Here is a 24,309-nt window from a genome sequence, read left to right as displayed (position 1 = left end):
TCATCCCCTGAAACGGGTTTGAGGAATTTCCTTTTGCGGCATGTATCCGCGCGTATAAAACCATAATCTTATGACAAAATAGACAGGAAGATACTTACAGCCCGAAGCAGGTGACCCGATGTATAAATTTTTTAGCAAGTTGATGAGAAATGCAATGAACGAAGCCGTCGATCAGGCGATTAAACGTATAGCGAAGGATCCGTATACGGAAAATTTGTTCGAATGGATACCGGTAACCAAAAAAGAAGGGCTCATCAATATGATCGAAAACGTGATGAGAGCAACCCACGGCAAACCTCCGGAACGCCCATGGGGAAGTCACTTGCATTTGTCCCCATGGGAAAAGCTGTTGTTTAACCCGGTGCATCTTCACCATTTTCCGACTCCGGAAGATGTGAAAATAGCTACAGCGGTCAACCGATCTGTGTGCGCTTGATCCGTTCCTGTCAAGGGCAGTTGGAGTTGAGCTCGGCTTTATTTCGTCCGAAGAGCTGCGTCAATATTTTGCAGGGTTTTCGCAGCTTCCCGCTTTTGGCGAGTTAACCGAACGGCTTGAACCGGATCAAGATCGGTATGAATATCACTAAAAAACTCAAAAAGCTTATGTCTTGCGCGACATAAGCTTTTCAAATTATTGATTCATTTCAAATTGAATTTTATGGCTGTTTTCAAGAACCTGAACTACTTGCTCTTGTTATAGCGGTCGTACGCCTGCTTGTATATCTTCATGTATTGATCGAGCCCCATCTTCTTGACGGTGGCGACATATTTGTCCCACTCGGTCATCGGCTCGGCGCCGGTGATGAACTTCGCTTCCATCTCCGTGATGTACGTATGGATGTCGGAGCCGACGGTCGACATGAATTCGGTCTCCTCCTCCGTGAAGTTAAAGCTGTTCCAAATCTCCTTGATCGCATGCGGCTGAGCTTTTTTGCCTGCGGCGAGCGATTCCGGCAGCGTTTCCGAGCCTTTGAAATATTTCTCCTGCACGTACCCCGGATAGCTGCCGCCGAGCCAGGTGATATATTTCGCGAGAGCCTGGTCCATCGTCAGACCGTTCGGATTTTTCGTAATTTCTTCGACGTATTCCAGCTTGCCGTCTGCGGCTTCCTTGTACGTCTGTCCCTTGAGGCCCATAAAATAAAACGTAGCCCCTTCGTCGCCGAAGAAATAATCCATCCAGCGGACCGTCGCTTCCGGATATTTGTTTTTGTCCGTAATCACGAACGCCCCCGGCCATACCATCGGCACTTTCAGATGCGCATACATCTGGTCGCCGTACGGCCCTTTCAGCGCGCCAAGCCCTATGTATCCCGGCTGGTTCATCTGCGTGAGCGGGTTCGGATTAATCGTTGCGCCGAAAATTCCCTTCTGCCCGTTGGCGTACAAAGCGCTCGTCTTGATCGTGAAAATCTCCTTGTCGATTAGCCCTTCCGCATACAGCTTGCGGACATATTCGATGACTTCCTTGTAGCGCGGGTCGGTGCGGAAGAAGCGCAGCTCGCCCGGCTTGCCGGGATCCATGTCGACGAATTTATGGCCGAGCCCGCGATTGCCGAAGCCCCATGCTCCTCTAAGCTGTTCGATCAGCGGCCCAATGCCGGTGCCGGCATAAGGGATTTCGTCCGCCTGGCCGTTGCCGTTCGGGTCCTTCTCTTTGACCGCCTTCAAATATTGGTAAAACTCTTCCGTCGTCGTCGGCTCCTTCATGCCCAGCTTGTCGAGAAACTCCTGCTTGACCCACAGCGGGGTGCCGATCAGCATCGGCAAAAAGTTCGGATCGTAGAAGGACGGGAACGAATAAATGCCGCCGTCCGGCATCGTCAGCCCTTTTCGCAAATCGGGATACTTGTCCAGCAGCTTCTTGAAATTGGGCGCGTATTTGTCGATCAAGTCGTTCAGCCTGACAAAAGTTCCCTGCGAGCCGTATTTCATCAGATCGGCGGCGCTCACCCTCGCGGAATAGAACGCGTCCGGATAATCGCCGCTGGCCAGCGCCAAATTGCGCTTCTCGGTCAAATTTTCGAAAGGCACAAGCTGGAAGTTGACCTTGATGTTCGTCATCTTCGCGTACTCTTTCCAGACGAGCGTTTCCTCGAAGTTATTGCCGTTCGTCGCCGCTTTCCCGGTAAAAAAAGTCAGCGTGATCGGTTCCTTGACGATCGGCATGCCGCTTGCGCCCGTATTCGCTTCGGCCGCGGAGCTGCCTTTCCCCTGCGGGCTGCTTCCGCCCCCTCCGGAGCATGCGGAAAGCATCCCCGCCGTTACCGCAACGGACAGCCCCAAGGCGGTCCAGCTTCGTTTGTTCATGCAAAAGTCCTCCCCCAATATATCGGTTTATGTGTAAACAGCAGCAGTTTCACGTAATTATCCTTTAACGGCGCCGATCATGACGCCTTTCACGAAATATTTTTGCAAAAACGGATACAGCATCAGCACCGGCAAATTGGCGACGATGACGGCCGCGTATTTGATCGCCTCGGCGTCGAGCATGTTTTTGGCGTTCGTATCGTCGCCGACCCCGAGCATTTCCGTCATTTCCCCCTGCACCAAAATTTCCCGCAAAAACAGCTGCAGCGGGTACTTGTCGCGGTCGGACAGATAGATCATCGCGCTGAAATATGCGTTCCAGTGGCCGACGCTGTAGAAGAGCAGCATCACCGCGATGATCGGCATCGAAAGCGGCAGCACGATGCGCAGCAAAATCGTCATGTTGGAGCAGCCGTCCATCGCCGCGGCCTCTTGCATTTCATAAGGAATGCCGTTTTGAAAAAACGTGCGCATGATCATTATATACCATACCGAGACGGCCCCGGGGATAATCATCGCCCAGGCGCTATTCAGCATGCCGAGCTGCTTGATGAGCAGATAGGTCGGAATCATTCCTCCGCTGAAGAACATCGTGAACACCATCATGGCGGTAATCGCGCCGCGGCCGACGAAATCTTTGCGCGACAGCGGATAAGCGGCGGCTATCGTCATGGCCAGATTGACGGCGGTGCCCGCCGCCGTATACAGCAGCGTGTTCCCGTAGCCGGTTAAAATTTCCCGGTTTTGCAGCAGCTTCGCGTAGCCGACCCCGGTCAGGTTTTTCGGCCACAGCCAAACCTCTCCTCTGAGCACCGCCTCGGGGCTGCTGATCGATGCGACAAGCACATACACAAGCGGATACAGCACGATAATCGAAAGAATCAGCAGCGAAATATGGACGATCGCATCGAATGTCTTATCCGCAGCAGTTACATTGTTCATCGGGGCCTCCCTCCTACCATAGGCTCGTTTCGCTTACCTTGCGGGCGATGCGGTTGACGGTGACGAGCAGGATGAAATTGATGACCGAGTTAAACAGGCCGACGGCGGCGGAGTAGCTGTACTGCGCCCCTAAAATGCCGCTGCGGTACACGTTCGTGGAAATGACGTCCGAAGCCGGCATATTCAGCGAGTTTTGCATCAAATACACCTTTTCGAAGCCGACGCCGACGATCGAACCGATTTGCAAAATGAGCAGCACGATGATGGTCGGCATAATGCCGGGCAAATTGATGTGCCAAATCCGCTGCAGCCGGCTCGCCCCGTCCACGCGGGCCGCCTCGTGCAGCTGCTGGTCGATCCCGGTCAGAGCCGCCAAGTAAATGATCGAGCTCCACCCCATCTGCTGCCATATGCCGGAGAATACATAGACCGTCTTGAACCAGGCCGGCTCCGTCAAAAAAGGAATCGGCTCGCCTCCGAAAAGAACGATCGCTTTGTTCAGCAGTCCGGTTTGCGGAGACAGGAAAATCATCAGCAAGCCGACCATCACGACGGTGGACAAAAAGTGCGGCGCATACGTTACCGTTTGCACAAAACGGCTGAACTTTTTCGAACGCACCTCGTTCACCGCGAGCGCCAGCAGAATCGGCACGGGAAACCCGACCAAGAGCTGGTACACGCCGATGCCGAGCGTATTTTTCATCAGCCGCCAAAAGTAATAACTTGCGAAAAACCGCTCGAAATGCTTGAATCCGGCCCATGGACTCCCCCATATTCCTTTTACCGCCACGAAATTTTTAAAAGCGATCTGCACCCCGTACATCGGCACGTATTCGAACAGGATAAAAAACGCGATGACCGGGGAGATCAGCACATAAAGCCCCCAGTTTTTTCTCACTCTCTTCGCGAGAAGGGCCATGCGGGAGCTTGCGGGTTTGGCCCTGACGCCCGCGCCGCCTGCGCTGTGAAGCTGCGCTTCGTTCAAATTAGGTTCACCTGCCTCGATTATGGTCTTCCCCGATCATACAAGCGCGCCCCCCTGCTGCATATTGACACTTCTTTCGATCCCTTACCGCAGCTCACTTTTTTAAAAAAAGATAAGGATATGAGAAACTGTCAATTCCTTTCGCGACGGGCTTTGTGTACAATTAGGACGATCGGAAGCGGAAGCTTTCTAATTTACGTTCAGGCAAGGAGTTAGTCCAACCAGATGTGGAACCCGTCGAAAAGCCAAACGTTGTTTGTGAAAATGTTTATCAGCTTTATGGCGATTATCGTGCTGTTCGCCGTCTTTCATATATTCACGTTCCGCTTTTTCAACGAAGGCATGCAGAACGAAATCGTGCAATATAACCGGCTTATTTTGAAAAATACGGCGGAGCGGTACCAGAACCATTTCACCCGGCTCAAAACGCTGCTGTTCACGATATACAACGACGAGAACGTCGTCGCCTTCAACCGCCAGCTCTCCCTTAAACCCGCGGACGAAATCAATTATTGGCAGGCGAACGACGCATTAAAAATGGTGCGCACCGAAGCGTTTAATCCGATGTTTTTCCTGGAAAATATCCTGATCTACTTCGAGAAGCCGTCCCTGGTCCTCGAGAAGGAAGGAACAAGCGAAGCGTCGATGATGTTTTCCCGCTTTTATGCGAGCAGCCGCTACCCGGCCGATTTCTGGAAGCGGCAAATAAGCCGCAACAGGAACTACACGCTGCATCCTACGGATGTTTTTACGTTATCGACGGTGAACGAAACGAAGAAGCTCGGGCTGATTCCGTTTTCGTTCCGCATGCCCGGAAGCCATTACATCGTCATCGCGATGCTGGACAGCGGCAAGCTGCTGGAGGCTTTTAACAGCTTGAGCCCGGGCAGCCGGTTCATGATTTTGCAGGAGGACGGCTCGCTTTTGTACCGTTCGGATGACGGCATCTCGCCGGATCGGCTCCCTTCTTTTGACGATGGAAAGGATTATAAGCTGTCCGGAGGGTTTTATTATTTCAGCGAAAAAGACAGCTCCGGCCTCACTTATGTTACGGCGGTTCCGTACGGCAACATTGCGTCCAAGGTGTCCAGGCTGAATGCAACGTCGTACATCATTTTGGCCGTTTCCATCGTCATCGGGGTGGCGGCGTCGCTGCTCTTCAGCAGACGCATCAACCGTCCGTTTAAGGAAATCGTAGCTTCGATCCTGCAGCGCAATCCGACAAACCTGCAAAGCACGATCAAGGAATTCGACCTGATCAACCGGGAAATGCGCGAGCTGATGAGGGAGAAGGAAGAGGTGCACAGCGAGCTCTTGACCAAGAAGTCGCTGCTGACGAGCTTCAGCTATATCAACAAGCTGAAGTCGATCAACTCCGACCTCAGCGACTGGAAGGACGTGCTGATCAGCGACCAACCGTTCGTGCTCGTCCTGTACCAGCTCCATTTTCGTGCCGCTCTGCTTGCGGACACTCTGATTAAACCGGAGAAGGCCGCTTATTACATCAGGGAATATATCAGCGTACTGATGACGGAGAGATTCCCTTCATCGCATACGTTTCAAATCGAAAACAATCAGATATTGACATTCGTGACGACCGGGGAAACGGAAGGAAGCATTGAGGAAGTGCTCGGCAAATTAAAAAAGATTCTCGACAGGGACAGCCGTTACGTGCTGGTCACGATCGCCGTCAGCCCGGTATTCGGCCGCTCATCGGAAATTAACGAGGCTTACCGGCTCGTACAGGATATGGCGCGCCAGGGGAAGCTTTGCGAGGAAACCCAATTCATTACCGAATACAAACCGGCGCGGGCTTATTTTTTCTTTACGCCGATGCAGGAGCAGGAGCTTTACGCCCACGTGCAGGCCGGCAATGAAGCCGCATGCGTGCAAATGATCGACAGGATGCTTGATCACATGTTCAAACATGAAGCCGGATTGCTGCAGTACAGGCATTTGGCGGAAAGCATCATCGCCAGGACCGGCAAAATTGCCGAAAGCGCGGGAATGGACGGAGAGATGTACGCCAGGATGACGATGGAGATGCAAAGCTGTTTGTCGCTGGAGGAGTTCAAACGTTTTTACCGCGGGCTGTTCGCTTATTCGACGGCCCTCATCCGGGCCAAAAAAGAAGAGACGGACCCGGCGATCGATTTTATTATGAATTACATTGAAACCCGCTACGCCGAAGACTTCTCCCTCGACATGCTCGCGGAGAAGCTGGGCATGTCCGCGACCTACTTGTCGATGTACATCAAGGAAAAAACCGGCGCGAACTTCAGCGACCACATCAACCGGGTGCGCATCCGCGAAGCGAAGCGGATGCTGGCCAGCGTGGAGCTCAGCATCCAGCATATCGGCGAGCGCATCGGCTACCGTAACGTCACGTCGTTCAACCGGATGTTCAAAAAGTTCACCGGCATGGCGCCGGGCGAATACCGCAAGTCGCTGCTGGAGCCCGCGCAGAGCGACTTCTGACAGCTTTGCTCCGCGGATTGCCGCGGCGAATGCTTCGCCGGAGCCCGGCGGGCGGCCTCGCCACTGCACCTGAATGCCCTCCGGCGGGGCATAAGCTACACGGTGATGACGTTTACGCCGCCGTCCTTGAACTGCTTGGCGTCGTACTCCGAGATGCCGCTGCCGGTGATCAGCGTGTGCACGGCGCTGTTCGGAGCGACGGAGTGCAGCGAAAGCTTGCCGATCTTGCTGTCGTCCGCGACGACGATGACCTGCTGGGCCGCATGGATCATATGCTGCTTGGCTACCACAAGCTGCGCCTCCGGATGCATCAGTCCGTGCTTCGGATGAAGCGCCGGGATGCCGATGAACGCTTTGTCCACATGGATCGACTTCAGCATATGATCCGTAAACATGCCGTTAAGCATATAGCTGGAGGGGTACAGCTCGCCGCCGGTGACCATCACTTTAATGCCCGGGGAATCGCGAAGTTCGGCGGCCACGTTCATGTCGTTGGTTACGACGGTAATGTTCGTGCGGTGCGTCAAATTGCGGGCGATATGCAGCGTCGTCGTGCCGGAATCGATAATGATGTGCTCGCCGTCTTCCACGAGGCCGGCCGCCATTTTGCCGATGCGCATTTTTTGCTCCAATTGATACGAGGACCGTTCGTTAAACGACGGCTCATCCCGCGTCCATTCCTCCACAATGACTCCGCCGTGCGTCCGCTTGATCAAACCTTCCCGCTCGATCTCCGCCAAATCGCGGCGAATCGTCGCTTCGTGCACGTTAAATTGTTTGGCCAGATCGGCTACGGACGCGGCCCGGTGCTGCCGGACATATTCGACAAGGCGTAATTTTCTTTCGGCTGCCAGCAAGGTCATTCCTCCATTCGCGCAAAAAAGTGCTCAAAAACGCTTATAACCGTTCATATACGCTCATTAGATTACATGCCTTGCCGAATTCGTGTCAATACAATTTCTCACTGATGTTGATACTTGCCGCGCCGCCGGTTTTTCCAAAGCATTGCCGCGAGCAGAATAGCCGGCAGCACCACCTGAAACAGCGGAAAAATTTTAACGCTGTATTCCAGACCGAGCCATATATGATACGTATAGTTCGGTTCGAGAAAAGACGTGATGTATACGACCGCTCCGGTGAACACGATGGCTTTGCCCGCGCTGCAGCGGACCGCCTGCTTGATACACAATGCTCCGCCGAGCAGAAAACAGGTGATTTTAAAGAAAAGTCCGAGAAACAGGATGATGGTAACGAGCAAATCGAGCCGCTCCAGCACCTCCTTGATCTGGATGAGCTGGACGCTGGCGAGCAGAGGAATTGTGCTGACTTTGGCAAGCTCGGGACCGAGCACAGCCATGTTGAGCGCGTTGAAGGAGACAAGCAGCACCGCCACGCCGGCGTAAGCCGCAAGCACGTGCTTATGGAGCTTCTCCCGATGACGGACGGCGCTCCAAAACATTAAAAACACCACCGTTTGTCCGAAAGGAAACGAAAGTATATCGGGAAAAGCCGCCCTCAGCACCGGCATGATGCCGCCGTGCAAAACCGGCTTGAGCCTGTCCGGCTCCGGCAATCCCCCCGAAAGCAGCAGGACGAACATGACCGCGTAGCTGCCTGCAAACAGCAGGAAAAACGTTTCCCCGACACGGAATAACACCTCGATCCCCGATACGGCGGCGTAGACGGACAAGATGACGACTATCCCCATAATGAGCGATTTCGGCGTGAGCGTCAGCATCGTCAGCGTGGTCAGCTCGCCGAAGTCCCTGACGTTCCGCATCGCTTCGTAAGCAAAATACAGCGCATAGCCGACCGTCAGCATCTTCCCCAAAAAACGGCCGCAGACGGATTCCAGCATTTCCGCGAGATTGCGGACGGGATCCTGCTTTTGAATGAAAAGAAACACCCAGGTCAGCAAAAATCCGGCTATCGCCGCTGCCAGCATCGCAAGCCAGGCGTCCTGCTCCGCTTTGATCCCGAGCTCGAACAAAGGCGTGCTGCCGATTTCGAACAAAACGACCATCGCGGCGATCTGGTATTTGCTAATCGTTTCCATATACGCAGCACCCCTTCAAGGAATTGTCAGCCCGGGCAAGCGATCCCGCATTTTTCTTCAAGCGGGAGGACCGCCCAACCACTCCACCAATTTTTCGCCCGGAGGAGTGAAGAGACGGTGAAATAAATCCAGGAGAGAAAGCCTCGGGAGTCCCCACGGTTCGCTCATTACCATATAAGCCGAATATCCGAGCAATGCCGCAAACACGGCGCAGTCCCGAAACTGCCGTTTGCGCAGCAAACCCGGCATAAACCATGCCGCAAACACGGCGTGAATCGCCAGAAGCACCGAACCGCCGTTCAAGCAAAAGCACCTCCTTATTTGTCGAGCAGCTTTTTGAACGAATCGTTGCTCATTCCGGTCCTCTCCACCTTCACCTCGACTTGCGGCGTGAGCTGCGCTTCTTTCCACGGGTCCTCCTTATCGGCCCACATCTTCCAAAGCTCCGGCTGATGCCGGTAAACCTCGTCCGAGATGCCGAAAATATCCGACCTAAGGTCAAGAGAAGCCTTCCATGCCGCACGGATAAGTCCGGACAGATGTTCCTTCAACGCTTGCTTGACCGGTTCGAGCGATTCCGGCTTGGAGAAATCGGTTTTGCAGCTGGACTCCGCAAGGACGCCGTAAGCTGTCACCTTGGCTGCAATGTTCGCCCGCCCATCCTCCGCCATCGTTTCAAGCTTCGCTTTGACTTTGTTCAGCTGGAAGCTGATCTTGCCTTTGCTTTCCTCCTTCGGGCAGCCGACCGTGATCATTCCCCCATTGGCTTCTCCCGTTGCCAGACGAAGACCCAGGCTTTCATCCTCAGACAACCAACCGGCAAGCCGGTCCTTGCGGAAAACTCCGTTCCGCTGAAACTTTAAAATGACGTCATGGCTGACCTCATTCATCGCATCGACGGATTGCTTCGGTTGTCCCCGCCCCGAAAAGGAAATTTCCGGAACGACCGCACTGGAGGAACGGCTCGTTATTTTGTATGCGATCTCGTAGATCCGCGTTCTCTTGACGGTCGAAGACTGTTTTTCCGCGACATTGGTCATTTTAAAAATGCCCGCTCCCTGGATTTTTTCGATCGGCATCAGCGTTTTCAAAATTTGCTTGGGGTCGTCCTGCGTCACGTAAAGGGACACCGTTTCGCGGCTTTCCTGGTTCCGGAAGTACAGGTCCAGCAGGCCGGAAATACCTTGTTTGGCGGCATTTTCCCCGATGACGATGACGCGGTTATGGGCGAAAAAAAGCGTACGCGGAAATTCCAGATTCGCTTTTTCCGCGGCTTCTTTCAGGGTGGCTCCCTGCGTGCTGAATACGGCGATCGGCGCCATCGACGGGCTCGCCTGGCCGGTCGCGCTGGATACCGCCTGGGGCACGACGATTTGGTAGCTGACGTTGTACATCCCTTTTTTGTAATCGATCGCGGTAGCCGATACGATACCAAGTTCATTCAACTCGACGCTGTTCCAGCATCCCGCCAAAAAGCTGCAAAGGAGCAAAACAGCACCCGCCGCAAAAGCTTTCACCCGAATTCACCCTCTCCGAACACGGCGCGCCACAGCTGCCGCGAGCATGATAAGACCGGGAAATGCCACATTAAAGAACTGCGAATACAGATTGTACAAGCTGAACACCTTATAGACGGCAATCGGCGTTTGCACGGAAATTTGGCAGGCGATGCAGGACAGCGGAAAATACAAAGTTCTCGGCCGCACAAGCCGCAAAGCTTCCTTCAGGCAGTACAGGCATCCGAAATAATGCATCGCCGTTTTCAAAAACATCGTTCCCGTCCAAAAGGAAATAAACAGCAGATCGACCCGCTGCATGAATTCTCCGATCTCGACAATGCCGACGATCGAGAAGCTGGGATAGTTCAGCAGCGGCGGAATGTCCGGGCCCATTATCATAACGGCTACGACCGTGATTGCGATCACGGTGAGCCCGCAAACGGCGGCGGCGATATACGCCACTTTTTTCGCTTTTTCCGGCTGCCGCAGCTCCGGCGCAATCAATAGAAGCAAAGCGATCTCCGACAGCCAGCCAAGCGGAGCGATGCCGCCCTGGACGATCCGGCTCGCGGGAGCCGCGACCAGGGGCAGCGACCAGGAGGGATGCATCAGGTTGGACAGCAGCAGCCAGCTAACGAACATGGCGATGAAGCTGGAGCAGATGAAAATCGTCGATACGTGGGAAATGACCGCAAGCCCGCGGTCCACCGCATATACGACAACCGCCATGATGATCAGGCAAACGACGGCATGCGGCGTCCGGTTTATCAGTTTATCGCCGACAAAGTCGATAAACTGGTGCAGGATGTCAACCAGGCTGACCATGTAATAAACGGCCAGCAGCACGCCGATCAGGCCGGTCACAACCGAACCCAGACGCTTCCTCAGCAGCTCGAACAACGTTAAGCCTTCATAGCCGTCGATCAGCCTGCCGATCAGCCATGCCGCCAGCATCGTGCACCCGGTGGAGAGCAGCAGCGACATCCAGGCAGACTCGCGGCTGTAGTGGATCACCCCGGACGGAATCGTCAAAATCGCGGTGGGCAAAATGCCTACGATCACCAGCATGCCCGCTTGAAATAACGACAGTTTAGGGGACGCCGGCTTCATCATGCGCTTACGCCCCCCTTGCCATGATCGGCGTCCGGGGGTTGTCTTTCCCGGTTTTGATGGGAAATGACATCCGGACGTTTCTTCATGCCCGGCCATGGAAAGCGGAAAAACAGATCTTTCCAATTGGAGGCGATAAAAGGGGCTATCGGCGTCAAATAAGGAACGCCAAACGACTTGAGTCCCGCCAAGTGAATGACGAGGACCACGATGCCCGCCATGATTCCGAACATCCCCAGCGTAGCGGCAAGCAGCATAAATCCGAAACGAATGATCCGCGAGGCGATCGCCATATTGATGGCCGGCGTAACAAAGTTGGATATCGCGGTGAACGAAACGACGATGACCATGGCCGCGGATACGAGGCCTGCCTCCACCGCCGCCTGCCCGAGCACCAGGGCGCCGACGATGGAAATGGCCGGGCCGATCACCTTGGGCATGCGGGTGCCGGCTTCCCGCAGCACCTCAAACGTCACTTCCATGATCAGCGCCTCGACAAACGCCGGAAACGGGATGCCTTCGCGCTGCGCGGCGAGGCTGATGAGCAGGGTGCTGGGCAGCATCTCCTGGTGAAACGTCGTGATCGCGATGTACAGCGAAGGCAGCAGCATGGAAACCCAAAACGAAACGTGCCGGATCACGCGCAGGAAAGAGGCCATCACATATTTCTGGTAATAATCCTCGGAGGATTGAAGAAACTTCGTGAACGTGACGGGAACGATCAGCGCAAACGGCGTGCCGTCCGTAAGGATCGCCACCTGGCCTTCCAGAAGAGCGCCGGCCACGGAATCCGGACGCTCCGTATTGAGGATCGTAGGGAAAGGCGTCCATGATTTGTCCTGAATAAACTCCTCGATATATCCGCTTTCCAAGATGCTGTCCATCTCGATGCGGTCCAGCCGCTCGCCCACTTCGCGAACGACGGAATCGTCCGCGATTCCGTTGATGTGCAAAACGGCAACCTGCGTATGCGTATACGTCCCGAACGTTCGCACCCGGATCCGGAGCTGCGGAGTGCGCAGCCTTTTGCGGACCAGGGAAAGATTCGTATGCAGATTTTCCGTCATGCTGTCCTTCGGTCCCCGAATGACAGGCTGCGTCTGGGACTCTTCCACCGCCCGCTCCGGACCGCCGGAGGTATGGATGGAAATCGCTTCGCTTTCGCCGTTCACCAGCAAAATCGTTGAGCCGCCCATCATATCCGCCAGCAGCTGCTGCAGCGAGCCGACATTCCGGACCGCGCCCGCCGCGGGCAGCATAAGCCTGATGGCCTCCAGCTTATGCCCGTACCCGGGCAAAGCTTTTTCCGCTGCAGACAAGAGGCCGCCGAGTAAAGGGCGCAGCACCGTATTTTCCAGCGAATGCTTGTCGACGAGTCCCTCCACATATACGGCTGACACCTGCTCCGCATCCAGCTGAAGCGGGCGAACGACGATATCCGCGCTGTCTCCGGTTTGGCGGCGTATTTGCCTCAGCGCCTCCCCCAGATCGGCGGGAATCGGGTAATCTTCGTGCTGCTGCGAGTCGTATGAGGCCTGCATAGGTTCACCAACATTACTATGATTTGGATATAGTATGGATGGAACTGGCAGACCGTATGCAGCAGGACCATGTTTAGACGCAAAAAGCCGGCACCGTTATAAAGACCGGTGCCGGCTTGCTGGAGCATATTCTGGATTAAACGGGATAAATGTACTTGGACCGACGTCAGCCTTCGACGAGCGATCGGTACTGCTCTGCGGTGAGAAGTCCATCCAGTTCGTCCTTGACGTTCTCGCCCGGCTTGATCTCGACGATCCATCCTCCGTCATACGGCTGCTCGTTGACGAGCTGCGGCGCGTCCAGCAGCGCTTCGTTCACCTTCACGACAGTGCCGGAGACGGGAGAATACAGATCGGATACCGTTTTGACGGATTCGATCGTCCCCATCGTATCGCCGCTCGCGATCGCCGACCCGACCTCGGGCAGCTCGACAAACACGATATCGCCCAGCTCGCTCTGCGCAAAATCGCTGATCCCTACGCGAATCGTGCCGGAGTCCAGCACCTCCGCCCACTCGTGTTCCTTGCTGTACTTTACGTTTTCTTTAACATCGCTCATCGTATGTATCCCTCGCTTATCGACTAAGGCGTGATTTTCCAATTTATAGCTGTAGGATAATGCATAGTGAATCACGATGTCAAGGATCTTGACGTAAAATACATGAAACGGGTAAAAATTCATTGACAACGGAAAACGATTCAGGAATAATTTAACTGTCAAGCAAGCATAATATCGGTGGATGAAGGCAATGGGAGAGATTACTTGCAGCTCAGGTAACGCCGAAGGAGTAAGCCGTCAGGTGAATCTCTCAGGCAAAAGGACCATTGCCGGACACGTCTCTGGAGAGAATCCGCCCGCGCGGATCACCCAAGGGGAAATTTGTGCCGTCGCACATGGCATAAGGTAACTCTCAGGTACAAAGGACAGAGGGAGAGATGAGGCAGGTTGTCGCAGGACAACCGTGCATCTTTCCATCTGTCTATTTTTTTGCGTATTTTTCCATTTTTGGAGCGAGGTGAACATGATGTCCGGTTTGAAAAAAACGCCGCTGTTCGATTGCTACGCCGCGCATGGCGCCCGCTGCATCGATTTCGGCGGCTGGGAGCTGCCCGTCCAGTTCAGCGGCATTACGAAGGAGCACGAAGCCGTGCGGACGCAGGCAGGTCTGTTCGATGTGTCTCATATGGGCGAAGTGAAGGTGACCGGCGCAAGCGCCGAAGCTTATGTGCAGCGTCTGACGACGAACGATGTGGCGAAGCTTGCTGACGGTCAGGCTCAATACAGCCTCATGTGCTACGAAAACGGCGGTGTCGTTGACGATTTGCTCGTGTACCGGCTCGGGGCCGGGCGCTACATGCTGGTTATCAATGCGGCCAACATCGACAAGGACCTCGAGTGGATGAGGCGGCACGCGCCCGAAGACGTTGCGATCGAGGATATTTCGCAGCAAACGGCGCTGCTGGCGCTGCAAGGCCCCAAGGCGGAAGCGATCCTTGCGAAGGTGACGGACGCGCCGCTAGCCGGGCTGCCCGCCTTCTCCTTTGTGGACGGCGCCTCGGTATGCGGAGTCAAGGCGCTTGTTTCCCGCACCGGCTACACGGGGGAAGACGGCTTCGAGATTTATCTGGACGCGATGGATGCGCCGAAGGTGTGGCGTGAGCTGCTTGCGGCGGGCGAAGAAGAAGGTCTCGTTCCGGCCGGGCTCGGCGCCCGGGACACCTTGCGGTTCGAGGCGAAACTGCCGCTTTACGGGCAGGAATTGTCGGCATCGATCAGCCCGCTCGAGGCGGGGCTCGGCTTTTTCGTCAAGCTGAACAAAGGTCCGTTTATCGGCCGGGAGGCGCTGCTGAAGCAAAAAGAAGAAGGCCCTGCGCGGAAGCTGGTCGGCATTGAAATGATCGACCGCGGCATCCCCCGCTCTCATTACGGGGTATATGCCGACGATACGCTCATCGGCGAGGTGACGACCGGTACCCAATCCCCGACGCTGAAGCGAAACCTCGGCCTCGCCTTGATCGATGCCAAGTACGGCGCGCCGGGCACGGAGGTTTGGGTGGATATTCGCGGCAAGCGGCTGAAAGCGCAGGTCGTTCCCGCCCCGTTTTACAAAAGGCAGAAAACAGATTGAAATAAGCTTAAAGAGGAGTTGAACGCTGTGAAGCACCGATATTTACCTATGACCGAGCAGGACCGCAGCGAAATGCTGCAGGCGGTCGGAGCGAGCTCAATCGATGAGTTGTTCGCCGACATTCCCGAGGCGGTGCGCTTTCGCGGAACTTTGAACGTGTCGCCTGCGCTGGACGAGCACGCGCTTTTGCGGCATACACGGCAGCTTGCGGAAAAAAACGCCGACACCGACCATCATGTCAGCTTCCTCGGCGCCGGCATTTACGATCATCATATTCCGGTCGTCATCGGCCACGTTATTTCCCGCTCCGAGTTTTATACGGCGTATACTCCCTATCAGCCGGAGATCAGCCAAGGCGAGCTGCAGGCGATCTTCGAGTTCCAGTCGTACATCTGCGAGCTGACCGGCATGGCGGCGGCCAACGCCAGCATGTACGACGGCGCGACCGCACTTGCGGAAGCGGGCGCTCTGGCGAGCGGCGCGGCGAAACGGAGGCAGCTCGTCGTCTCGCGGGCGGTGCATCCGGAGGCGAGGGACATTTTGCGCACGACGGCCAAAGGCTTGGGCCTCGAGATCGTCGAGATCGACGCCGCGAACGGGGTGACGGATCTGGACAAACTCGCGTCCGCCGTCTCCGAGCAAACCGCCGCCGTCATCGTGCAGTCGCCGAACTTCTTCGGCTGCATCGAGGATTTGCGAGCAATCGAGCCGATCATCCATAACGTAAAGGGGCTGCTTGTCGTCGGCGTGAACCCGCTTTCGCTCGGCCTGCTGGAGCCGCCGGGCGCGCTCGGGGCCGACATCGTCGTCGGCGACGCGCAGCCTTTCGGCATCCCCGCTTCGCTCGGCGGCCCGACGTGCGGTTTCTTCGCGGTCGCTGCGCCGTGGATTCGCCGCATGCCGGGTCGCATCGTCGGCCAAACGGTCGACCGGGACGGCAAGCGCGGCTTCGTGCTGACGCTGCAGGCGCGCGAGCAGCACATCCGCCGCGAGAAGGCGACGAGCAACATCTGCTCGAACCAGGCGCTGCTCGCTTTGTGCACGTCCGTTTATTTGTCCGTCATGGGCAAGGCCGGACTGCAGGAAGCGGCGCGGCACAACGTGCAGAAGGCGCATTACGCCGCCAAGGCGCTGACGGGCATTCCGGGAGCGTCGCTTGCGTTCAAATCGCCGTTCTTTAACGAGTTTGCCTTGAAGCTGCCGGACGGCGCCGATATCGGGCGCATCAACGAAACGCTGCTCTCCTCCGGCATCATCGGCGGCTACGACCTCGGCCGGGATTACCCGGAGCTGGCCGGGCATATGCTGATTGCCGTGACGGAGAAGCGGACGAAGGAAGAAATCGACGAATTCGCAAGCAGATTGGAGGCAGCGCTATGAGCACACCAAACACCCCGACGCCGGCTTCAAACGGCGGCGGCAAAGTCCAACACGACCAGCCGCTCATCTTCGAGATCAGCAAACCCGGACGGGTCGGCTATTCGCTGCCCGAATGCGATGTGCCGGAGCAGGACATCGCAGAGCTGATCCCTTCTCAGCTGCTTCGCACGACGCCGGCCCAGCTGCCCGAAGTGTACGAGGTGGACGTCATTCGCCATTATACGGCGCTGTCGCGGCGGAACTTCGGCATCGACAACGGCTTTTATCCGCTTGGCTCATGCACGATGAAATACAACCCGAAAATCAACGAAGACGTGGCCCGTTTCCCCGGCTTCGCGAAAATCCATCCATACCAGCCGGAATCGTCGATCCAGGGAGCGCTGGAGCTGATGTACACGCTGCAGAACGACCTTGCCGAAATTACCGGCATGGATAAAGTGACCCTGCAGCCGGCTGCAGGCGCTCATGGCGAATGGACCGGCCTGATGATGATCCGCGCCTATCACGAAAGCCGCGGCGAACGCCGGACGAAGGTGATCGTCCCGGACTCGTCGCACGGAACAAATCCGGCCAGCGCCACGGTCGCCGGGTTCGAGTCGATCACGATCAAGTCGAACGATAAAGGGCTTGTCGATCTCGATGCGCTGCGCGCCGCCGTCGGTCCTGACACGGCCGCGCTGATGCTGACCAACCCGAACACGCTCGGACTGTTCGAGGAGCAGATCGTCGAAATCGCGTCCATCGTTCATGAAGCAGGCGGCCTGCTGTATTATGACGGAGCCAACTCCAACGCGATTATGGGCATCACCCGCCCCGGCGACATGGGCTTCGACGTCGTGCACCTCAACCTGCACAAAACGATGAGCACACCGCACGGCGGCGGCGGTCCCGGAGCCGGTCCGGTCGGCGTGAAAAGCCGGCTTGTGCCTTTTCTCCCGAAACCTTCAGTAGAGAGGCGCGAGGACGGCACCTATTATTTCGACTACGACAGCCCGCAATCGATCGGCAGGGTCAAGGCGTTTTACGGCAACTTCGGCATTTTGGTACGGGCGTACACCTATATCCGCTCCTACGGGCCGGAGGGACTTCGCCAGGTTTCCGAAAACGCCGTGCTGAACGCGAATTACATGCTGAAGCGGCTCGCGCCGTATTTCGACGTTCCGTTCGAAAGAATATGCAAGCATGAATTCGTCATGTCCGGCAAAGGGCTGAAAAAATACGGCGTGCACACGCTTGATGTCGCGAAGCGGCTGCTCGACTTCGGCTACCACCCGCCGACGATATATTTTCCGCTTAACGTGGAGGAATGCATCATGATCGAGCCGACCGAAACGGAGAGCAAGGAGACGCTCGACGCCTTTATCGATACGATGATCCGCATTGCACAGGAAGCCGAGAGCGATCCCGAGCTGGTGAAAAATGCGCCGTATACAACTGTCGTCAAGCGGCTCGACGAAACGCTGGCCGCCCGCAAACCCGTGCTGAACTGCTCCTGCGGCTGAGCCGCGGGAGTCAATTCCGCCAAGCAAATCCCCCAAAAGATGACTTTTGGGGGAACCTTCGTATCATTCTATTGAGGTGATATAATGACTTATTCCGAAAAAGAATTTTTCTCTGATTTTGACAATTTTTTAGAGAAATACAAAAGTATTCTTTCAGTCTTTGAAGTCAATCAACACTTTGTCAATCAATTTTATGAAAATTTATCTTCATCAAAGAACCCGCATCCAAATAGACAAAAAATTAGTGCATTGGTGAAAGAAGAACTACTCGAAATTCAATCAATTCATAAAAATTTACAAGAAAAATACAAATTATTAGCAAATCTGCACTTAACTTTAAATTATAAGCCGAACTTCAAAGAAATTCAGGACAATTATAATTCAAATGAATTCCCCAAAAAAATTTAAGGGCGCGCACCGCTGCTTTCCTTCACAGCCCTTGAGAGGCTTGAGCGAGCAGAGCCGAGAGCTGGTTATAATCCGGAGCGTCCCCTTCTTTGAGTTTAACCCACTTCCGTTCCGGCGGACCTTCGAAGCCCTTCGGGACTTCCAGTCCCGTTGCGTTCATTATCATAAAGGAGATCGCATCCTTTGACGGTGAAATCACCGCAGCATAGTGGCCGTTTTTCAGAAAATGGGGCTTTTTATATTGAATACGTTCTTCAACGTCCGGAATGGTTTGATGTACCATCTCGCGCAGCCGGTTAGAGAGCTCAACCTGCCACGGCGCTCCCAGGTTCCCGATAAAATTCGTAACTTCCTCGTTCCTCATTATCCTTCGTCACCCTTTCAAAAAATTGCCTCAGGCACTGCCTGCCTCAATATTAGCATAACAATGAAACCTCTATTTCTTTTTAATTGCTGTTTTTCGCAGAGCGTTTCAAAGTCGCTCGTTTATAATGCTGGAACGAGCTTCCTTATTTTGTAATTTACTTGGCGCCGCTCTTGGCCCAGCCGTAAAATATGCTACAATATCCCATATTACATCTGCAGCAGACGGTGATTTCATGTGGAAACCTGATCGCAATGACAACACGCCGCTTTACCGGCAAATTTCCGAATATATCGGCCAAAGAATACGATACGGCGAATATCCGCCGGGCCATAAGCTGCCTTCCGAGCGCAAGCTCGCCGCCGAGCTTCAGGTCAACCGCAGCACGGTGGTGCAGGCCTACGAGGAGCTGCGGGCGGCAGGGCTGATCGAAAGCGCCGTCGGGTTCGGGACAAGGGTGGCCGCAGGCAAGTGGGGCATCGCACCGAAGCCGGCGCTTAACTGGCATGCTTATGAAAAAAGCGGCTCGTTCCTGCCGAACGTGCCATTGATCCGGCGCATCCGCGAGCAAATCCGCGCTAACCCCGGCCTCATCGATTTCGCCAGCGGCGAGCTGTCTCCGGATCTCTTTCCGAACGAATCGTTTCAAAGATTATGGCGCGGCAATCCGTACACGGGGCATCTCGGGTACGACGATCCGCAGGGCTATGAACCTTTAAGGGAAACGCTTGCTAATTTTTTGCGTGAATATCACGGCATACGCGCTACCGCATCTTCCATTCTGATTACGTCGGGATCGCAGCAATCGCTGTTTCTGATCACACAGTGCCTGCTCAGTCCGGGCGACGCGGTTGCGATCGAAGATCCTTCCTACTGCTATTCGCTGCCGATGTTCCAATCGGCGGGATTGCGGATTTTTCCGCTGCCTGTCGCGGACGAACACGGAATCGATCCCGGACATCTGATCAGCCTGCACCGCCAGCACCGCATCCGGATGATCTTCGTCAACCCGAACTTTCAAAACCCGACCGGCACCGTGCTCAGTCCGCCAAGGCGGGTCAAGCTGCTCGAGACCGCGGCGGAGCTCGGCATTCCGGTCGTCGAGGACGATCCGTTCAGCCTGACCGCGTTTAACGGCCATCCGCCGGCGCCATTGAAGGCGCTGGACACCGCCGGCAACGTCATTTATATCGGCTCCTTGTCCAAAATTGCCGCCTCGGGATTTCGCATCGGCTGGATGGCCGCGCCGCATTCGGTCGTTCGCCGTCTCGCCGACGCCCGGCAGCAGATGGATTTTGGCCTCAGCGCCATTCCTCAATGGATTGCGGCCAAACTGCTCGATTCGACGGCCGATTTTGAGGCGCATCTGGCCAGCCTCCGGCAGGCGCTGCTTCACAAGCGCAACCTGCTTGTCTCTGCGCTGAACGAGCAGTTCGAAGGCAGCGTGGAATTCGACATCCCGCAAGGGGGCTTAACGTTATGGTGCAAAATGACCGCTCCGGCCGGCGATGAGCAGCTGCTGGAAAAAGCGGTCCGGCGGGGCGTCGTTTATATGCCGGGCAGCGTTTACGGATCGGGCCGCGGGTATGTCCGCCTTTCGTTTGCTCGCCCATCTTCGGACAAGATTGCCGATGGCGTTTCGCGGCTTGCCGACGCGGTGCGCTCTCCGCATTGAACGATTCCCGGAATGTCGCGGTCGGATAAGGACCAAGTGGACGGCCAAAATGTTTCGCGATTGGCTGGTTACAATATTCGAAAATGCTGATACTATCAGGTAGAAGCTTGCACCGAGTTTGGCAGCGCGATGCGAGAATCGTTATGCTAAGGCAATTTCAGCAGGAAGGTGAACCACATGCCGCTATACACGTACTATTTGATATTTTTCCTCATCATGCTGTTCGGCGCCGTCGCTACGCTGATGATCGGCCACTCCAAGAAAAACAAGGAGGGCAACCCGAATTACGACAAGCAGACGAAAAGCATTTTCCGCGGTTTGTCGCTTTACTATATTATCGCCATCGGCCTAGGGTTTCTCGCCCTCGTGGTTTATATCATAGCAATCAGTTGATATGAACTGTCGTTTCAAGCTTCGATATTTCCCCAAATTTAGCCGGCCGGCTGCGGCCGGTTTTTCACATTTCGAGGAAATGATCCCAGAGTAGACGAAAAGCCGCTTTGCGGAGGAAAGGGAAAGACTGGATAAAAAGATACGATCTTTTAGAGTTGCCCGGTCCAGGCGTGATCCGCTTTAACGGTACCCGTCGGCATTGGCCGGTTTGCCGGCCTCCTGCACTTCGACGAGATACCTCCAGCAATCCGGCTGCGAGCCGTCCAGATCGCGGAACCCATACTCCTGCGCAAGTCGGCCGCTTGACAGCGACTGGCCGTTCCATCTGGACACCCTCTCATCCGCAGCAAGCGCAGCGACGGCCCGGCCTACGAAACGCGGCGTTTCCGAAATGACGAAGTGAGGCTCCTTTTGCGCCGCATCAAGCCAATTTTCTTCCTTGACGCCATAATGTTCCAGCATGATTTCCGAACGCATCCAGCCGGGAGTGACGGCTACCGCCGTACACCCGTAGGGCGAAAGCTCATGCGCCAAGGAGCGAGCCATGCGGATAACGGATGTTTTGGCCAAATCGTAAAACAGCGAAAGACGATAATGATTGCGGTTGTATTCCTCCGTGCCGTCGGTAATTTCCACAACCAACCCGTTCCCGCTGCGGATCAACAAGGGAAGCGCATAGTGGCTCGTAATGATATGCGTTTCCGTTGCCAGCCGCAGCATGCGCAGTCCTTGCTCAAGCGAGTGTTCCCAGACCGGAACGTTCCACTGTACTAAGTATTCGGCACCCCATATGTCGTTCACCAGGATGTCCATCCGCCCCTGTTCCCGCTCTATGCGCGCGATCAGCGCTTGTACCTGGGCCGGATCGAGGTGATCCGTCGGAACCGGAATGCCTGTCCCTCCCGCCAGGTTTACAAGCTCGGACGTTTCTTCGATCGTCTCGGGGCGGTTGTATTCGGAACGCTGCGCACGTGTCGTACGGCCCGTTGCATAAACGGTCGCCCCCGCCGCTCCCAATTCGACCGCAATTCCTCTCCCGGCGCCGCGCGTAGCCCCGGCCACCAACGCCACCTTTCCATGCAAAGGCTTCATTCGCATTTCCTCCTTGTTTGGCAATGTTCTTTATCATTTTATACGGTAAATATGCCACCCTTTGTCATATATAAAACGAACAACGGGGAATTGCGGAACGGCATTGATTCTCGTTTTTGCGGCGGCGTTTCGGAATGATATAATAGAGATATCGTTATCCATAAACTGTCACTGAGGTGATCCTTGTGTTAAAAATTGAATACCACGGACATTCCTGCGTGCAAATTTCCGACGGGGAGCATTCGCTGATCATCGATCCGTTCCTTGCCGGCAATCCGCTCGCCGCCGTAAAACCGGAAGAAGTGAAGGTGCAGCACGTGCTGCTCACCCACGCGCATGCCGATCACATCTCCAGCGCGGCCGATATCGCCAAATCGAACGACGCTACGCTTGTCGCCATCCACGAGCTCGCGACATACCTCGGCTGGCAGGGCGTCAAGACGAAGGATATGAACATCGGCGGCCGGCTTTCGCTCGGGTATTGCGAGCTTCAGATGGTGCCGGCGTTCCACAGCTCCGGCGTCGTTTTGCATGACAAGCAGCAGATCGTTTACGCAGGCATGCCGGCCGGCTTCCTGATCCGTTGGAACGGCAAAACGATTTTGCATGCCGGCGATACGAACCTGTTCTCGGACATGAAGCTGATCGGCGAGCGCAACCGGATCGATCTGGCTTTTTTGCCGATCGGCGATCTGTACACGATGGGTCCGGAGGATGCCGCCGACGCCGCGGAGTGGCTGCAGGCGAAGCTCGTCGTTCCGGTTCACTACAACACGTTCGAGCTGATCAAGCAGGACGGAGCGGCATTTGTCGATCTGCTGTCGCAGCGCGGCATTCAGGGCAAATCGCTGCGGCCGGGAGAGCACTTGACGCTGTAACCGGAATCGCATGACAGTCATTGCCAATCCTACAGCGAAAAATAACGCCCGGCCGGGCTTGCCGTCACCTTAAGCGGTCAAGCTTCCGGACGGGAGAGCCATTTATACGGCCGACTCTCCAGGGAGTCGGCATTTTCTTTATCCCTGCGGCGCACACCGTCGCCGGCACTCGGGAATAACCGGCGATGCGCTGCCGGCAGCGCGGGAATCCGTCGGCACGTCCTTGCTGCTTGCGATGGAACATCGGCAGGTGGTCCGTGTGCAGACGTCGAGCTTCACAAATTTGCCGAATTATCCGGTTTCGCCGAAATAACGGAAGAAACGCTTCCTCCCGGCCCCATTTTCCCCGCACTTCCGGCACTCCGCGTCGTTTTTGCAAATTCACGCCGGGCTCCCTCCCGGGTATATCGCCGCTTTAACTTCAGCAGCGTCCTCCGTAACCGTCTCCTGCAGCCTGTTACTCCCAATACCCGTATAACCGCTTACTGGCTGCTTCTGCTTTCATTTTGCATAATGAACAGGAACATAAGATTGCGTATAAAAGGAGGCGCTCATGATGCGCGCAATCGTTATTCCACAATTCGGAGGTTCCGAAGTATTATCCTTAACCGATATCGCGGTTCCCACTCCGGGTCCGCATGACGTCACCATCGATGTCGCTTATGCCGGCGTCAATTACGCCGAAATTTTGTTTCGCAAAGGCGTCGTGCCGGATCTGCCTCTTCCTTTCGTTCCGGGCATCGAAGTGTCCGGCACGATCCGCGAGATAGGGGAGCAGGTCACCGGACTGCGCGTCGGCCAGCCTGTGGCGGCACTGTCCATTGCCGGCGGAGGCGGTTATGCGGAGGTCGTTACAGTTCCCGGCCAGCTCGTTTTTCCGCTGGAAGGAGAAGATGCCCGGGACATCGGTCTCGACGTCGCCGCGGCATTCCCGTCCAACGTCACGACGGCATACATGCTCGTTTCGAACGTATCCCGCATGCAGCAGGGGGAAACCGTGCTCGTCCATGCGGCAGCCGGAGGCGTAGGCAGCGCGATCGGCCAAACGGCCAAAGCGCTTGGAGCCGGGCTCGTTATCGGCACCGTCGGCAGCGCGGACAAAATCGAATATGCGAAGTGCCTTGGGTATGACGAGGTTTTGCTCAGGGAAGGTTTCGAAAATGCGGTCATGGAGCTCACCGGAGGACGGGGCGTCGAAATTGCGATCGATCCGGTCGGCGGCGGGATGCGCGCCTCATCGCTTCGGCTGCTGAAGCCATTGGGGCGGCTTATTGCGATGGGCAACGCCAGCGATGCCGAAGACGTGAGTCAGTCCGTCAACGAGCTGTGGTTTACAAGCAAAGCGGTGCTGGGCTTCAATTTGCAGCAAATGAGCATGTACGCTCCCCATCTTGTGGCCGATGCCGCCCGCAAGGCGCTGGCGCTTGTCGCTGCAGGAAAAATAAAGGTGGACGTCACGGATGTGCTGCCGTTGGAGGAAGCCGCAGAAGCACATCGCCGTATAGAGGAAAGAAGATCGACGGGCAAAATGGTGCTGAAAGTGCGTCAGTAACGGACGACCGCCATG

Annotated in this window: 23 protein-coding genes and 1 riboswitch; of the genes, 10 read left to right on the top strand and 13 right to left on the bottom strand. The window is 55.6% G+C overall.

Annotation, left to right across the window (positions count from 1 at the left end):
• Window positions 1-118 precede the first annotated feature (118 nt).
• Window positions 119-436 carry a hypothetical protein gene (locus MYS68_RS03925; protein WP_248924572.1) on the top strand — a complete coding sequence of 106 codons (318 nt, stop codon included), beginning with the start codon at window positions 119-121 and terminating at the stop codon, window positions 434-436.
• Between the two features lie 245 nt (window positions 437-681).
• Here the strand turns inward: MYS68_RS03925 and MYS68_RS03920 are convergent, their stop codons facing one another.
• The 3 genes from MYS68_RS03920 to MYS68_RS03910 are packed head-to-tail and all read right to left on the bottom strand — an operon-like array spanning window position 682 to window position 4,171.
• Window positions 682-2,310: an extracellular solute-binding protein gene (locus tag MYS68_RS03920; RefSeq protein WP_248924571.1), complete on the bottom strand. Its 1,629-nt coding sequence runs from the start codon at window positions 2,308-2,310 to the stop codon at window positions 682-684.
• Window positions 2,311-2,367: 57 nt separating this feature from the next.
• Window positions 2,368-3,252, bottom strand: a complete 885-nt coding sequence (locus MYS68_RS03915) for a carbohydrate ABC transporter permease (protein ID WP_248924570.1) — start codon at window positions 3,250-3,252, stop codon at window positions 2,368-2,370.
• A gap of 13 nt (window positions 3,253-3,265) precedes the next feature.
• Window positions 3,266-4,171, bottom strand: a complete 906-nt coding sequence (locus tag MYS68_RS03910) for an ABC transporter permease (RefSeq protein WP_248930808.1) — start codon at window positions 4,169-4,171, stop codon at window positions 3,266-3,268.
• Between the two features lie 291 nt (window positions 4,172-4,462).
• Here MYS68_RS03910 and MYS68_RS03905 point away from each other — a divergent pair, with 291 nt between their 5' ends.
• On the top strand, window positions 4,463-6,715 hold the full coding sequence (locus MYS68_RS03905; protein ID WP_248924569.1) for a helix-turn-helix domain-containing protein: 2,253 nt from the start codon (window positions 4,463-4,465) through the stop codon (window positions 6,713-6,715).
• A gap of 95 nt (window positions 6,716-6,810) precedes the next feature.
• Here MYS68_RS03905 and MYS68_RS03900 read toward each other — a convergent pair whose 3' ends face one another.
• The 7 genes from MYS68_RS03900 to gcvH all read right to left on the bottom strand — a co-directional run bounded on the left by MYS68_RS03900 (window position 6,811) and on the right by gcvH (window position 13,480).
• Window positions 6,811-7,572, bottom strand: coding sequence for a DeoR/GlpR family DNA-binding transcription regulator (locus MYS68_RS03900; protein ID WP_420852091.1), 762 nt, complete (start codon window positions 7,570-7,572; stop codon window positions 6,811-6,813).
• A gap of 104 nt (window positions 7,573-7,676) precedes the next feature.
• Complete coding sequence (locus tag MYS68_RS03895) at window positions 7,677-8,771, bottom strand: GerAB/ArcD/ProY family transporter (protein WP_248924567.1); 1,095 nt, start codon at window positions 8,769-8,771, stop codon at window positions 7,677-7,679.
• Between the two features lie 57 nt (window positions 8,772-8,828).
• The gene (locus MYS68_RS03890; protein WP_248924566.1) at window positions 8,829-9,074 is read right to left on the bottom strand and encodes a hypothetical protein; all 246 of its coding nucleotides are present in this window, start codon (window positions 9,072-9,074) and stop codon (window positions 8,829-8,831) included.
• A gap of 14 nt (window positions 9,075-9,088) precedes the next feature.
• Window positions 9,089-10,288 carry a Ger(x)C family spore germination protein gene (locus tag MYS68_RS03885; protein ID WP_248924565.1) on the bottom strand — a complete coding sequence of 400 codons (1,200 nt, stop codon included), beginning with the start codon at window positions 10,286-10,288 and terminating at the stop codon, window positions 9,089-9,091.
• A 6-nt stretch (window positions 10,289-10,294) separates the two neighbouring features.
• Window positions 10,295-11,383, bottom strand: coding sequence for a GerAB/ArcD/ProY family transporter (locus MYS68_RS03880; protein ID WP_248924564.1), 1,089 nt, complete (start codon window positions 11,381-11,383; stop codon window positions 10,295-10,297).
• Window positions 11,380-12,921: a spore germination protein gene (locus MYS68_RS03875; protein WP_248924563.1), complete on the bottom strand. Its 1,542-nt coding sequence runs from the start codon at window positions 12,919-12,921 to the stop codon at window positions 11,380-11,382. Before MYS68_RS03875 ends, MYS68_RS03880 begins: the two co-directional genes overlap by 4 nt.
• Before the next feature lie 166 nt (window positions 12,922-13,087).
• The gene (gcvH, locus tag MYS68_RS03870; protein WP_248924562.1) at window positions 13,088-13,480 is read right to left on the bottom strand and encodes a glycine cleavage system protein GcvH; all 393 of its coding nucleotides are present in this window, start codon (window positions 13,478-13,480) and stop codon (window positions 13,088-13,090) included.
• A gap of 181 nt (window positions 13,481-13,661) precedes the next feature.
• Window positions 13,662-13,756, top strand: a riboswitch (glycine riboswitch).
• Window positions 13,757-13,946: 190 nt separating this feature from the next.
• On the opposite strand from gcvH, the gene gcvT reads away from it, so the two are divergent.
• From gcvT to MYS68_RS03850, 4 genes are all read left to right on the top strand, one after another.
• Window positions 13,947-15,050, top strand: a complete 1,104-nt coding sequence (gene gcvT / locus MYS68_RS03865; RefSeq protein ID WP_248930807.1) for a glycine cleavage system aminomethyltransferase GcvT — start codon at window positions 13,947-13,949, stop codon at window positions 15,048-15,050.
• A 27-nt stretch (window positions 15,051-15,077) separates the two neighbouring features.
• Window positions 15,078-16,430 carry an aminomethyl-transferring glycine dehydrogenase subunit GcvPA gene (gene gcvPA / locus MYS68_RS03860; protein ID WP_248924561.1) on the top strand — a complete coding sequence of 451 codons (1,353 nt, stop codon included), beginning with the start codon at window positions 15,078-15,080 and terminating at the stop codon, window positions 16,428-16,430.
• Window positions 16,427-17,932 (top strand): aminomethyl-transferring glycine dehydrogenase subunit GcvPB, encoded by a 1,506-nt coding sequence (gcvPB, locus tag MYS68_RS03855; RefSeq protein ID WP_248924560.1) that lies wholly within the window; start codon window positions 16,427-16,429, stop codon window positions 17,930-17,932. Before gcvPA ends, gcvPB begins: the two co-directional genes overlap by 4 nt.
• Window positions 17,933-18,016: 84 nt before the next feature.
• A complete protein-coding gene (locus MYS68_RS03850; RefSeq protein ID WP_248924559.1) occupies window positions 18,017-18,340 on the top strand; it encodes a hypothetical protein in 324 nt (107 codons plus the stop codon).
• 22 nt (window positions 18,341-18,362) lie between these two features.
• Here MYS68_RS03850 and MYS68_RS03845 read toward each other — a convergent pair whose 3' ends face one another.
• Entirely contained in the window at window positions 18,363-18,704 is a 342-nt protein-coding gene (locus MYS68_RS03845) for a DUF1801 domain-containing protein (RefSeq protein WP_248924558.1), read from the bottom strand.
• A gap of 235 nt (window positions 18,705-18,939) precedes the next feature.
• On the opposite strand from MYS68_RS03845, the gene pdxR reads away from it, so the two are divergent.
• Together pdxR and MYS68_RS03835 are read left to right on the top strand one after the other, a co-directional pair.
• Window positions 18,940-20,379, top strand: a complete 1,440-nt coding sequence (pdxR, locus tag MYS68_RS03840) for a MocR-like pyridoxine biosynthesis transcription factor PdxR (protein ID WP_248924557.1) — start codon at window positions 18,940-18,942, stop codon at window positions 20,377-20,379.
• A 177-nt stretch (window positions 20,380-20,556) separates the two neighbouring features.
• Complete coding sequence (locus MYS68_RS03835; protein WP_248924556.1) at window positions 20,557-20,772, top strand: hypothetical protein; 216 nt, start codon at window positions 20,557-20,559, stop codon at window positions 20,770-20,772.
• Between the two features lie 180 nt (window positions 20,773-20,952).
• On the opposite strand, the gene MYS68_RS03830 is transcribed toward MYS68_RS03835, so the two are convergent.
• Window positions 20,953-21,864: an SDR family oxidoreductase gene (locus MYS68_RS03830; RefSeq protein ID WP_248924555.1), complete on the bottom strand. Its 912-nt coding sequence runs from the start codon at window positions 21,862-21,864 to the stop codon at window positions 20,953-20,955.
• Between the two features lie 185 nt (window positions 21,865-22,049).
• Between MYS68_RS03830 and MYS68_RS03825 the strand changes: the two genes are divergently transcribed.
• Window positions 22,050-22,742, top strand: coding sequence for a metal-dependent hydrolase (locus tag MYS68_RS03825; RefSeq protein WP_248924554.1), 693 nt, complete (start codon window positions 22,050-22,052; stop codon window positions 22,740-22,742).
• Window positions 22,743-22,806: 64 nt separating this feature from the next.
• Here the strand turns inward: MYS68_RS03825 and MYS68_RS03820 are convergent, their stop codons facing one another.
• On the bottom strand, window positions 22,807-23,127 hold the full coding sequence (locus MYS68_RS03820) for a hypothetical protein (protein ID WP_248924553.1): 321 nt from the start codon (window positions 23,125-23,127) through the stop codon (window positions 22,807-22,809).
• Between the two features lie 168 nt (window positions 23,128-23,295).
• Between MYS68_RS03820 and MYS68_RS03815 the strand changes: the two genes are divergently transcribed.
• Window positions 23,296-24,294 carry a quinone oxidoreductase family protein gene (locus MYS68_RS03815; protein ID WP_248924552.1) on the top strand — a complete coding sequence of 333 codons (999 nt, stop codon included), beginning with the start codon at window positions 23,296-23,298 and terminating at the stop codon, window positions 24,292-24,294.
• Window positions 24,295-24,309 lie beyond the last annotated feature (15 nt).

It is taken from the genome of Paenibacillus hamazuiensis (assembly GCF_023276405.1).
Lineage (GTDB): Bacteria > Bacillota > Bacilli > Paenibacillales > NBRC-103111 > Paenibacillus_AF > Paenibacillus_AF hamazuiensis.
Note: the sequence above shows the minus strand (reverse complement) of the source record. Positions and strands in the feature narration are given on the sequence as shown.

Coding starts and splice junctions, on each gene's coding strand:
- MYS68_RS03845 (WP_248924558.1), bottom strand. CDS start 18,704: ATGAGGAACGAGGAAGTTACGAATTTTATCGGGAACCTGGGAGCGCCG.
- MYS68_RS03880 (WP_248924564.1), bottom strand. CDS start 11,383: ATGATGAAGCCGGCGTCCCCTAAACTGTCGTTATTTCAAGCGGGCATG.
- MYS68_RS03925 (WP_248924572.1), top strand. CDS start 119: ATGTATAAATTTTTTAGCAAGTTGATGAGAAATGCAATGAACGAAGCC.
- MYS68_RS03895 (WP_248924567.1), bottom strand. CDS start 8,771: ATGGAAACGATTAGCAAATACCAGATCGCCGCGATGGTCGTTTTGTTC.
- gcvT (WP_248930807.1), top strand. CDS start 13,947: ATGTCCGGTTTGAAAAAAACGCCGCTGTTCGATTGCTACGCCGCGCAT.
- MYS68_RS03910 (WP_248930808.1), bottom strand. CDS start 4,171: ATGGCCCTTCTCGCGAAGAGAGTGAGAAAAAACTGGGGGCTTTATGTG.
- MYS68_RS03850 (WP_248924559.1), top strand. CDS start 18,017: ATGACTTATTCCGAAAAAGAATTTTTCTCTGATTTTGACAATTTTTTA.
- MYS68_RS03815 (WP_248924552.1), top strand. CDS start 23,296: ATGATGCGCGCAATCGTTATTCCACAATTCGGAGGTTCCGAAGTATTA.
- MYS68_RS03875 (WP_248924563.1), bottom strand. CDS start 12,921: ATGCAGGCCTCATACGACTCGCAGCAGCACGAAGATTACCCGATTCCC.
- gcvPB (WP_248924560.1), top strand. CDS start 16,427: ATGAGCACACCAAACACCCCGACGCCGGCTTCAAACGGCGGCGGCAAA.
- MYS68_RS03835 (WP_248924556.1), top strand. CDS start 20,557: ATGCCGCTATACACGTACTATTTGATATTTTTCCTCATCATGCTGTTC.
- MYS68_RS03920 (WP_248924571.1), bottom strand. CDS start 2,310: ATGAACAAACGAAGCTGGACCGCCTTGGGGCTGTCCGTTGCGGTAACG.
- MYS68_RS03915 (WP_248924570.1), bottom strand. CDS start 3,252: ATGAACAATGTAACTGCTGCGGATAAGACATTCGATGCGATCGTCCAT.
- MYS68_RS03905 (WP_248924569.1), top strand. CDS start 4,463: ATGTGGAACCCGTCGAAAAGCCAAACGTTGTTTGTGAAAATGTTTATC.
- pdxR (WP_248924557.1), top strand. CDS start 18,940: ATGTGGAAACCTGATCGCAATGACAACACGCCGCTTTACCGGCAAATT.
- MYS68_RS03830 (WP_248924555.1), bottom strand. CDS start 21,864: ATGAAGCCTTTGCATGGAAAGGTGGCGTTGGTGGCCGGGGCTACGCGC.
- gcvH (WP_248924562.1), bottom strand. CDS start 13,480: ATGAGCGATGTTAAAGAAAACGTAAAGTACAGCAAGGAACACGAGTGG.